Genomic DNA, 7,730 nt, shown 5'->3' with positions numbered 1-7,730 from the left:
AGCGGTAGCTGGGGGACGTCGGTGACCGACGACAACGCGGCGAGCGTGCGTGCCAGACCCCGCCGACCAGACGGGACTTTGACGACACGACCTAGAGGTTCTGCTGCCGGATGATGTCTTCGAGCGACCCGCTCGGGATCGAACCGGCCGGGCTCAGCTTGTCGACGGCCGGCGGCAGCTGCCGCGCGATCTGGTCGGCGGCCTCCTGCGGGCTGACTCCCGCCTGCTCGGCGACCTTCTGCAGGGTGTCGTCCGGCAGCGCCTCGGCGATCTGGGCACCGCTGACCGGCTTGTTGTCGCCCGTACCGATCCAGGACTGCGCCTGGTCGGCGAGACCGGACTTGCTGAGCATGTCCATCAGCCCGCCGAGCGGGTTGTTCCCGCCTCCGGCCGCCTGGGCCCCGCCCGCACCGCCGCCGCCCATGAGGGCGCCGAGCAGCGCGCCGAGGATGTTGCCGCCGCCGCCACCGCCTGCCTGGCCGCCGCTGCCGCTGCCGCTACCGCCTCCGAGGAGGCTGCCCAGAAGGGAGCCGAGGTCGTTACCCGCCATCGTCCATGCCTTTCGAGAGGGTTCGGGACACGGACAATGTCACCCGATCCACCCCATTCCGCCACTTGGTGCAAGCGTTCGGCAGACCCTGCGGTAGAACGATCGACATGATCTTCCACATCGTGCCGCTCGCCGACTGGACCGCCGCGCCCGAGCTTCCGTACGCCCCCTCCTCGCTCGACTCGGAGGGCTTCGTGCACTGTTCTGCGGACCGCCCGACGGTGCTCGCGATCGCGGACGCGCACTACCGCGACGTACCGGGTCCGCTGCTGGCCGTCGAGCTCGACGAGCGGGCCCTGACCTCGGAGGTCCGCCGCGAGGGTGAATCGGGCGGCCGCTACCCGCACGTCCACGGCCCGTTGGACCGGGCGGCCGTGGTCCGCGTCTGGGAGGTCGTGCGCACGCCCGGCGGCCCGGCGGAACTGGCCCCGTGGGAGCCGGGCTCCTGAACCGGGCGGCGCGGGGGCTTCTCCTGGGGCCCCCGACACGCCAGGATGCTGCTCGCCATCCCGGAGCGACCCGATCGAGGAGCACCCCATGAGCGACCCCACGCCGACGGCACGCCGTACGGTACTGGCGGCAGGAGCAGCCGCCGCGCTGGCCGGCGGCACGCTCACCGCGTGCGGCGGCGAGGCCAAGACCCCGAAGAGCGAGCCCGGCAACCCTTCGACCCCGGAGGCGGCGGCCACGCCTTCCTCCTCGCCTTCCTCCTCGACGGGAACGGGCACGGGCACGGCGCTGCTCAAATCCTCTGCGGTGCCGGTGGGCGGCGGCACGATCCTCAAGGAGAAGAAGCTGGTGGTCACCCAGCCCACGGCCGGGTCCTTCCGCTGCTTCACTGCCGTGTGCACGCACCAGGGCTGCATCGTGTCCAAGGTGGAGGCCGGCACCATCGACTGCCCCTGCCACGGCAGCAAGTTCCAGATCGCGGACGGCGCGGTGGCCCACGGCCCGGCGACCCGCCCCCTGGCGGAGAAGCAGATCACGGTGGCCCCGGACGGGGATATCTCGCTCGCGTAGCCCGGCCGCCCCGGCCTAGGCTCCCGGGATGAACCAGCCGACCACGCCCCCGGAAGCCCTCGCCCTCGTACGCGACCACACGATCTACGCGTGCGTGACGGGCTCCCGGGCGTTCGGCCTGGCGACGGAGGCGAGCGACACCGACCGGCGCGGCGTCTACCTGGCCCCGACGCCGCTCTTCTGGCGCTTCGAGAAGCCGCCGACGCATGTGGAGGGCCCGCGGGAGGAGGAGTTCTCCTGGGAGCTGGAGCGCTTCTGCGAACTCGCCCTGCGGGCCAACCCGAACATCCTGGAGTGCCTGCACTCCCCGCTGGTGGAACGGCTGACCCCGCTGGGCGAGGAACTCCTCTCCCTCCGGGAGGCCTTCCTGTCCCGCCGGGCGCACGCCACCTTCACCCGGTACGCGATGTCCCAGCACGCCAAGCTCGTCGCGGACGTACGCATCCACGGCGCCCCGCGCTGGAAGCACGCCATGCACCTGCTGCGCCTGCTGCTGTCCTGCCGCGACCTGCTGCGCACGGGCCGCCTGACGATCGACGCCACCGAGCACCGCGACCGCCTGCTCGCGGTCAGGCGCGGCGAACTCACCTGGCCGGAGGCGGACACCTGGATGACCCGCCTCCACGAGGACGCGGACACGGCCCTGACCACCACCCCCCTCCCCCCGGACCCGGACCACGCCCGAGTGGCCGACTTCCTCCTCCACACCCGCCGCACCTCGGCCCTCGCCTGGGCGCCGCCGACTTGGCCGTGAAGTCGAGCAGCTCCCATCCTTCCCAGTTACCGCTGGCGTAGCGGATGTTGTGGAAGACGGACCTTCATGGCGTTTTCGGCGATCGTCACCTTCGGATTCGGTGTGGCCGTACTGGGGATGGGGATCAGCATGCTGCCCGGCGGGGAGACGCCCGGCGGGCTTGACCCCTCCCTGCTCACAGGGATGGCAATCTTCCTGGGCATGATCGCTTTCGTCCGCCGGATCGCCGAGTCGCGCGTCATACTCGGCAGGCAGCGGGTCACGGTCGTGAACCCGCTGTTCACCTACGACATCCCGTGCCGGCATGTGGCAAAGGTGGCGGCCGACCAGAACGGCAATCCGGTCATCACCACGTTGCAGGCGGTCGAGATCCAGCCCCTTGGGTTCGCCGGTTCGATCCTCGACCACTTCGTCGGCAGTTCCGACAAGGCGGTAGCCGTGATCAAAGCCATCATGGCCGGGCATCGGACCGGCGACGACGCCCTGCCTGTCCGGCGCCCGACCCGGGCGTGGGTAACCGATGGCTGCGTCCTCATGGCGCTCGTATGCTGCCTGCTCATCCCTATCGCCAGCGCCTGACCTGACCTGACCTGCCGTACGCGCGAGAGCCCCCGCCGGAATGCGGTTCCGGTGGGGGCTCTCGTGCGCAGGGGATCCGTCACGCGTCCCAGAGGGCGCCGAAAGACAGGAGTTCGTCTCGGTATTCGATGCGGGCCTCCCAGTCGCGGGGCCAGACGTCCGCGCCGAGGTGGGCGCCGGCGAAGGCGCCGGCCAGGCAGGCGATCGAGTCCGAGTCGCCCCTCGTGCAGGCCGCGCGGCGCAGGGCCGTCAGGGGGGAGTCCGGGAAGAGGAGGAAGCACTGGAGAGCCGTGGCGAGGGCCTCCTCCGCGATCCAGCCGTCGCCCGTCGTCAGGCACGGGTCCGATTCCGGAGAGGGCGACTTCAGCGCCGCCGTCAGGCGGTCCAGGACGGCCAGGCAGTCGTCCCAGCCCCGGGCGATGAAGGACTCCGGGCTCGCGTCCGACGCCGTGCGCATCCACAGGTCGCCCAGCCAGCGCTCGTGGTAGCGGGTGCGGTGGTGCAGGGCGTACGAGCGCAGCTGGCCGACCAGGCCCGTCACCTCGGTCCCCTGCGCGAGGAGGTACACCGCCCGGGCCGTCAGGTCGGAGGCCGCGAGGGCCGTCGGGTGGCCGTGGGTCAGGGCCGACTGGAGCTGGGCCGCGCCGGCGCGTTCCTCATCCGTCCAGCCGGGGACCAGGCCCACCGGGGCAACCCGCATGTTCGCCCCGCAGCCCTTCGAGCCGATCTGGCTCGCGTCCCGCCAGTCCCGGGAAGGGTCGTTCAGCAGGCCGCACGCTCGCAGGCAGGTGTTGCCAGGCGCTCTGTTGTTCTCCGGGGAGTGGTACCAGTCGACGAATTCCTCCCGGACCGGGCGGGTCAGGCGGAGCGGGCCCACCGGCCCGCGTTCCGCCGCCGTCCGCATGCCGCGCGCCAGCGCCAGCGTCATCTGCGTGTCGTCCGTGACGATCGCCGGGCTCGGCAGTCGCATCTCGCGCCACGGGCCGGTCTTCGCCAGGATCGACGGGACGTCGTTGAACTCCGTCGGGAAGCCCAGGGCGTCGCCCAGGGCCAGGCCGACGAGGGCACCCGTCGCCGCCCGCTTCTGCAGGTTCACTTCTGGATTCCTTCCGTAGGACGGAGCAGCGGGGGGTGGAGGGCGGCCGCCGGGCCCGCCCGGTACAGCGCGGCCGGTTTGCCGCGGCCTCCGGTCAGCCGGGCCGCCCCCGGCACGGCCTCGACGAAGCCGGGCGTGGCCAGCACCTTGCGGCGGAAGTTCGGCCGGTCCAGGGGGGTGCCCCAGACGGTCTCGTAGACGGACTGGAGCTCCCCGAGGGTGAACTCGGGCGGGCAGAACCCCGTGGCCAGGCAGGTGTATTCGAGTTTCGCCCCGATGCGGGAGCGCGCGTCGGACAGGATCTGCGCGTGGTCGAAGGCCAGGTCCGCGGCCTCCCCGGCCTCCCCCACCGGCACCCAGCGCGCCTGCGCCGCGTCCCCGCCTCCCTCCGCCGCCGGCTCCGGCATGTGCGGGACCAGCGCGGTGAAGGCCACAGAGACCACCCGCATCCGCGGATCGCGGTCCGGATCGCTGTACGTGCGCAACTGCTCCAGGTGCAGCGCGGCGACGACCGCCTCCGACAGGCCGGTCTCCTCGGCCAGTTCCCGGCGGGCCGCCGTCTCCGCGGACTCCCTCGGCAGCAGGAAGCCGCCGGGGAGGGCCCAGGCGCCTTCGTACGGCTCCTGCCCGCGCCGGATCAGCAGCACGTGCAGTGACCCGCCGCGGACCGTGAACACCGCCAGGTCGACCGTCACGGCGAAGGGTTCGTAGGCGTACCGGTCGTACCCCTTCATCGGTTCTCCGGCAGGGGGTCCGCGAACTGCCATCCGCCGGCCAGCAGCTCCTCGACCGCCTCGACGGCCGTCGCCAGCCGCGCCTCGCGGTCCCCGCTCACGGTCAGGAAACGCCTGCCCGTGCGCCTGAGTTCCTCGCGGAAGCGCTCCGTCATCCAAGGTCTCAGCTGTGGTCCGTCACGCAGCCCGTCGTCCTCGAAGGGCACGTCCGCGTGGTCCGTGAGGAGGTACAGGTCCCGGTGCGTCAGCGCGGCGGTCTTCTCGACCTCCTCGCTGCGCCCTCCCATGTAGCGCTCGTGCCAGATGCCGGTCGCGAAGGAGTCGGTGTCGCAGATCAGCACCGGAGAACCCGACCGCGCCGCCCGCTCCTCCTCCGCGTCCTGTCGGCGCGCGATCACCGGGAACTCCTCCGACCGGAAGGGCACGTCCTCCCAGGTCACCGCCGGGTCCGCGGCCCGCGCGGCCGCCAGCTTCTCCTCGCTGTACGTGCGCCCGTACTCCGCGACCCAGCCCGTCCGGGCCCACACCCCGCCGCGCGCCCGGTAGTGCGCCGCGAGCGCCCGCGACAGGGTGGTCGTACCGGTCGACTCGGCGCCGAGTACGACGATCCGCCGGGTCAGGGCCGCCCGTACGCCCGGCCCCAGGAACTCCCAGTTCCCGACCGGATCCGCCCGCACCGCCGTACCGGAGACGGGGAAGCGGGTACGCCCCGGGTCCACGCAGACCTCCTCGGCCCCGAACCGCCGGGCGAGCTCCGTCCCGTACTCCTCCGAGGTGAAGACGGCGTCGACGCGCCCCGGCACCGCGCCCCGGAAGAGCGCCATGTGCGCCTCCCAGACCGCCGGGTCGTGCAGGTCGACCGGGATGTCGTCGACCGCGCCGACGACATCCGCCCCCGGGTGCGCCTCGCGCATCCACGCCACCCGGTCGGCGAGCGGCACCGACTCCACCGATGCCGCGCACACCAGAACGGTCAGCCGCTCGCACTGCTCCTGGGCGGTGCGCACGAGGTGGTGGTGCCCGGCGTGCGGCGGGTAGAACTTGCCGAGGACCAGTCCGTGCCCGTAACGCCTCGCGCCGCTCATGCCGTCGCCTCCGCCGCAGTGCGGGCGCCCCGCGCGGGGAGCGTACGGCGCCAGCCGAGCAGGCCGACCACGCAGAGCGCGAGGAAGCCGACGTACAGGGCCGAGGTCAGGTAGAGGCCCTTGTACGCGTACAGCGGGATGTAGACGAGGTCGGCGGCGATCCACAGCCACCAGGACTCGACGAGCTTGCGGCACTGCCCGTACGTGGCCGTGAGCGAGAGCCCGGTGGTCAGCGCGTCCCAGAACGGGACGGTGGAGTCGGTGACCCGGCTCAGCAGGAGCGTGAGCCCGAGCACCCCCACCGCCCCCGCCGCGGCCAGTACGGCCCATTCGGTGCGCGTGGTGCGTCGCACCGGCAGGGCCTTCGCGGTTCCTGGTCCACCCCCGTGGGTCCAGGACCACCAGCCGTACGCGGCGAGGGCGATGAAGACGATCTGCAGCCCGGCGTCGGCGTACAGGCCGGACTGGGCGAAGAGCACGATGAAGAAGACGTTGTTCGCGATGCCTATGGGCCAGTTCGCGACGTGCTGCCGGGCGACGAGCCAGACGCACACGGCTCCGGTGGCGAAGCCCAGGATCTCGGTCCAGCCCATGACGGCCGACCCCCCTCGTTCTTTAATAGTCATGTTGACTATAAACAGGCGGGCGGGGTCCTGACAAGCGAAAGAAGCCCGCAGTGCCACGGGGGCACTGCGGGCTTCTCCCAGCCGTTGGGCGAGGGGTTACAGACCGACCTCGCGCATGAGCATGCCGACCTCGGTGTTGGTCAGGCGGCGCAGCCAGCCGGACTTCTGGTCGCCCAGCTCGATCGGGCCGAAGGAGGTCCGGACCAGCTTGTCGACCGGGAAGCCGGCCTCGGCCAGCATGCGGCGGACGATGTGCTTGCGGCCCTCGTGGAGGGTCACCTCGACCATGTAGTTCTTGCCGACCTGGTCCAGCACGCGGAAGTTGTCGGCGCGGGCGTACCCGTCCTCCAGCTCGATGCCGTCCTTGAGCCGCTTGCCGATGTCGCGCGGCAGCGAGCCGGTGATGGCGGCCACGTACGTCTTCTTCACGCCGTACTTCGGGTGCGTGAGGCGGTGGGCCAGCTCACCGTGGTTGGTGAGCAGGATGATGCCCTCGGTCTCCGTGTCGAGCCGGCCGACGTGGAAGAGCCGGGTCTCGCGGTTGGTGACGTAGTCCCCGAGGCACTGGCGGCCGTCCGGGTCCTCCATGGTGGAGACGACGCCGGCGGGCTTGTTCAGCGCGAAGAACAGGTACGACTGGGTGGCGACCGTCAGGCCGTCCACCTTGATCTCGTCCTTCGGCTGGACGCGCTTGCCCTGCTCCAGCACGATCTCGCCGTTGACCTCGACGCGGGCCTGCTCGATGAGCTCCTCGCACGCGCGGCGCGAACCCATGCCGGCACGGGCGAGCACCTTCTGCAGGCGCTCGCCTTCCTCCTCGGCGCCCGGGAAGGTCTTCGGGGTCTTGATCACGGGCTTGTCGGCGTACCGGTCGCGCACGCGCTCCTCGATCCGCGCGTCCAGCTCGCGGGGGCGGGACTGGCCGCTGCGGCTGCCGGGGCCGCTGCGCGGGCCGCCGGCCCCGCCGATGCCGGGGGTCCTGGAGGTGCGGGGTCCGCCCTTGGCACCGCCGCGCGCCGCGTCACCACGGGCGCCGCCGCCACGGTTGCCGTCGCCCGCGCCGCGGGCACCGCCGCCGCCGGCCTTGGCGCCGCCGCGGCTGCGCTCGCCCTCGGGGCCGACGTCGTAGCGGCGCTCCTCGGGGCGGGGGTTGCGGGGCCGCTGCGGGGCCTGGTCGCGGTCGCGGTCCCGGTCGCGCGGGGCGCCGGAGCCACCGCTGTAGCCGCCGCCGCTGGAGCTGCCGCCGCGGTAGCCACCGCCGGAGGAGGAGCCGCCGCTGGAGCTCC

10 protein-coding genes are annotated in these 7,730 nt (G+C 72.4%); 4 read left to right on the top strand and 6 right to left on the bottom strand.

All coding sequences use genetic code 11. The features are described 5' to 3' along the window. Window positions 1-91: 91 nt before the first annotated feature. Window positions 92-550 (bottom strand): YidB family protein, encoded by a 459-nt coding sequence (locus ACIQU4_RS41610; RefSeq protein ID WP_403742925.1) that lies wholly within the window; start codon window positions 548-550, stop codon window positions 92-94. Window positions 551-657: 107 nt separating this feature from the next. Between ACIQU4_RS41610 and ACIQU4_RS41605 the strand changes: the two genes are divergently transcribed. The 4 genes from ACIQU4_RS41605 to ACIQU4_RS41590 all read left to right on the top strand — a co-directional run bounded on the left by ACIQU4_RS41605 (window position 658) and on the right by ACIQU4_RS41590 (window position 2,903). Beyond that, complete coding sequence (locus tag ACIQU4_RS41605) at window positions 658-999, top strand: DUF952 domain-containing protein (RefSeq protein WP_403742922.1); 342 nt, start codon at window positions 658-660, stop codon at window positions 997-999. An 88-nt stretch (window positions 1,000-1,087) separates the two neighbouring features. Beyond that, a complete protein-coding gene (locus ACIQU4_RS41600; RefSeq protein ID WP_403742919.1) occupies window positions 1,088-1,570 on the top strand; it encodes a Rieske (2Fe-2S) protein in 483 nt (160 codons plus the stop codon). 28 nt (window positions 1,571-1,598) lie between these two features. Continuing rightward, window positions 1,599-2,324: a DNA polymerase beta superfamily protein gene (locus tag ACIQU4_RS41595; protein WP_403742916.1), complete on the top strand. Its 726-nt coding sequence runs from the start codon at window positions 1,599-1,601 to the stop codon at window positions 2,322-2,324. A 66-nt stretch (window positions 2,325-2,390) separates the two neighbouring features. Then, window positions 2,391-2,903 (top strand): hypothetical protein, encoded by a 513-nt coding sequence (locus ACIQU4_RS41590; protein WP_403742914.1) that lies wholly within the window; start codon window positions 2,391-2,393, stop codon window positions 2,901-2,903. 79 nt (window positions 2,904-2,982) lie between these two features. On the opposite strand, the gene ACIQU4_RS41585 is transcribed toward ACIQU4_RS41590, so the two are convergent. The 5 genes from ACIQU4_RS41585 to ACIQU4_RS41565 form a co-directional block, all read right to left on the bottom strand. Further along, on the bottom strand, window positions 2,983-3,999 hold the full coding sequence (locus ACIQU4_RS41585; RefSeq protein WP_403742911.1) for an ADP-ribosylglycohydrolase family protein: 1,017 nt from the start codon (window positions 3,997-3,999) through the stop codon (window positions 2,983-2,985). Beyond that, the gene (locus ACIQU4_RS41580) at window positions 3,996-4,766 is read right to left on the bottom strand and encodes an NUDIX hydrolase (RefSeq protein WP_403742908.1); all 771 of its coding nucleotides are present in this window, start codon (window positions 4,764-4,766) and stop codon (window positions 3,996-3,998) included. The genes ACIQU4_RS41585 and ACIQU4_RS41580 overlap by 4 nt, the downstream gene beginning before the upstream one ends. Beyond that, window positions 4,730-5,818 (bottom strand): AAA family ATPase, encoded by a 1,089-nt coding sequence (locus ACIQU4_RS41575; RefSeq protein WP_403742906.1) that lies wholly within the window; start codon window positions 5,816-5,818, stop codon window positions 4,730-4,732. The genes ACIQU4_RS41580 and ACIQU4_RS41575 overlap by 37 nt, the downstream gene beginning before the upstream one ends. After that, window positions 5,815-6,411, bottom strand: a complete 597-nt coding sequence (pnuC, locus tag ACIQU4_RS41570) for a nicotinamide riboside transporter PnuC (protein WP_403742903.1) — start codon at window positions 6,409-6,411, stop codon at window positions 5,815-5,817. The genes ACIQU4_RS41575 and pnuC overlap by 4 nt, the downstream gene beginning before the upstream one ends. Window positions 6,412-6,540: 129 nt before the next feature. Next, window positions 6,541-7,730 (bottom strand): pseudouridine synthase (locus ACIQU4_RS41565; RefSeq protein ID WP_403742901.1); only part of this gene is annotated, 1,190 nt, incomplete at its 5' end.

The organism is Streptomyces sp. NPDC090741, assembly GCF_044769045.1.
Lineage (GTDB): Bacteria > Actinomycetota > Actinomycetes > Streptomycetales > Streptomycetaceae > Streptomyces.
This window is presented reverse-complemented; position numbering and strand designations above follow the sequence as displayed.

Bases quoted from the DNA above. Each gene is read 5' to 3' on its own strand.
- ACIQU4_RS41600 (WP_403742919.1), top strand. From the start codon at position 1,088: ATGAGCGACCCCACGCCGACGGCACGCCGTACGGTACTGGCGGCAGGA.
- ACIQU4_RS41575 (WP_403742906.1), bottom strand. From the start codon at position 5,818: ATGAGCGGCGCGAGGCGTTACGGGCACGGACTGGTCCTCGGCAAGTTC.
- ACIQU4_RS41580 (WP_403742908.1), bottom strand. From the start codon at position 4,766: ATGGCAGTTCGCGGACCCCCTGCCGGAGAACCGATGAAGGGGTACGAC.
- ACIQU4_RS41595 (WP_403742916.1), top strand. From the start codon at position 1,599: ATGAACCAGCCGACCACGCCCCCGGAAGCCCTCGCCCTCGTACGCGAC.
- ACIQU4_RS41590 (WP_403742914.1), top strand. From the start codon at position 2,391: ATGGCGTTTTCGGCGATCGTCACCTTCGGATTCGGTGTGGCCGTACTG.
- ACIQU4_RS41610 (WP_403742925.1), bottom strand. From the start codon at position 550: ATGGCGGGTAACGACCTCGGCTCCCTTCTGGGCAGCCTCCTCGGAGGC.
- ACIQU4_RS41605 (WP_403742922.1), top strand. From the start codon at position 658: ATGATCTTCCACATCGTGCCGCTCGCCGACTGGACCGCCGCGCCCGAG.
- pnuC (WP_403742903.1), bottom strand. From the start codon at position 6,411: ATGGGCTGGACCGAGATCCTGGGCTTCGCCACCGGAGCCGTGTGCGTC.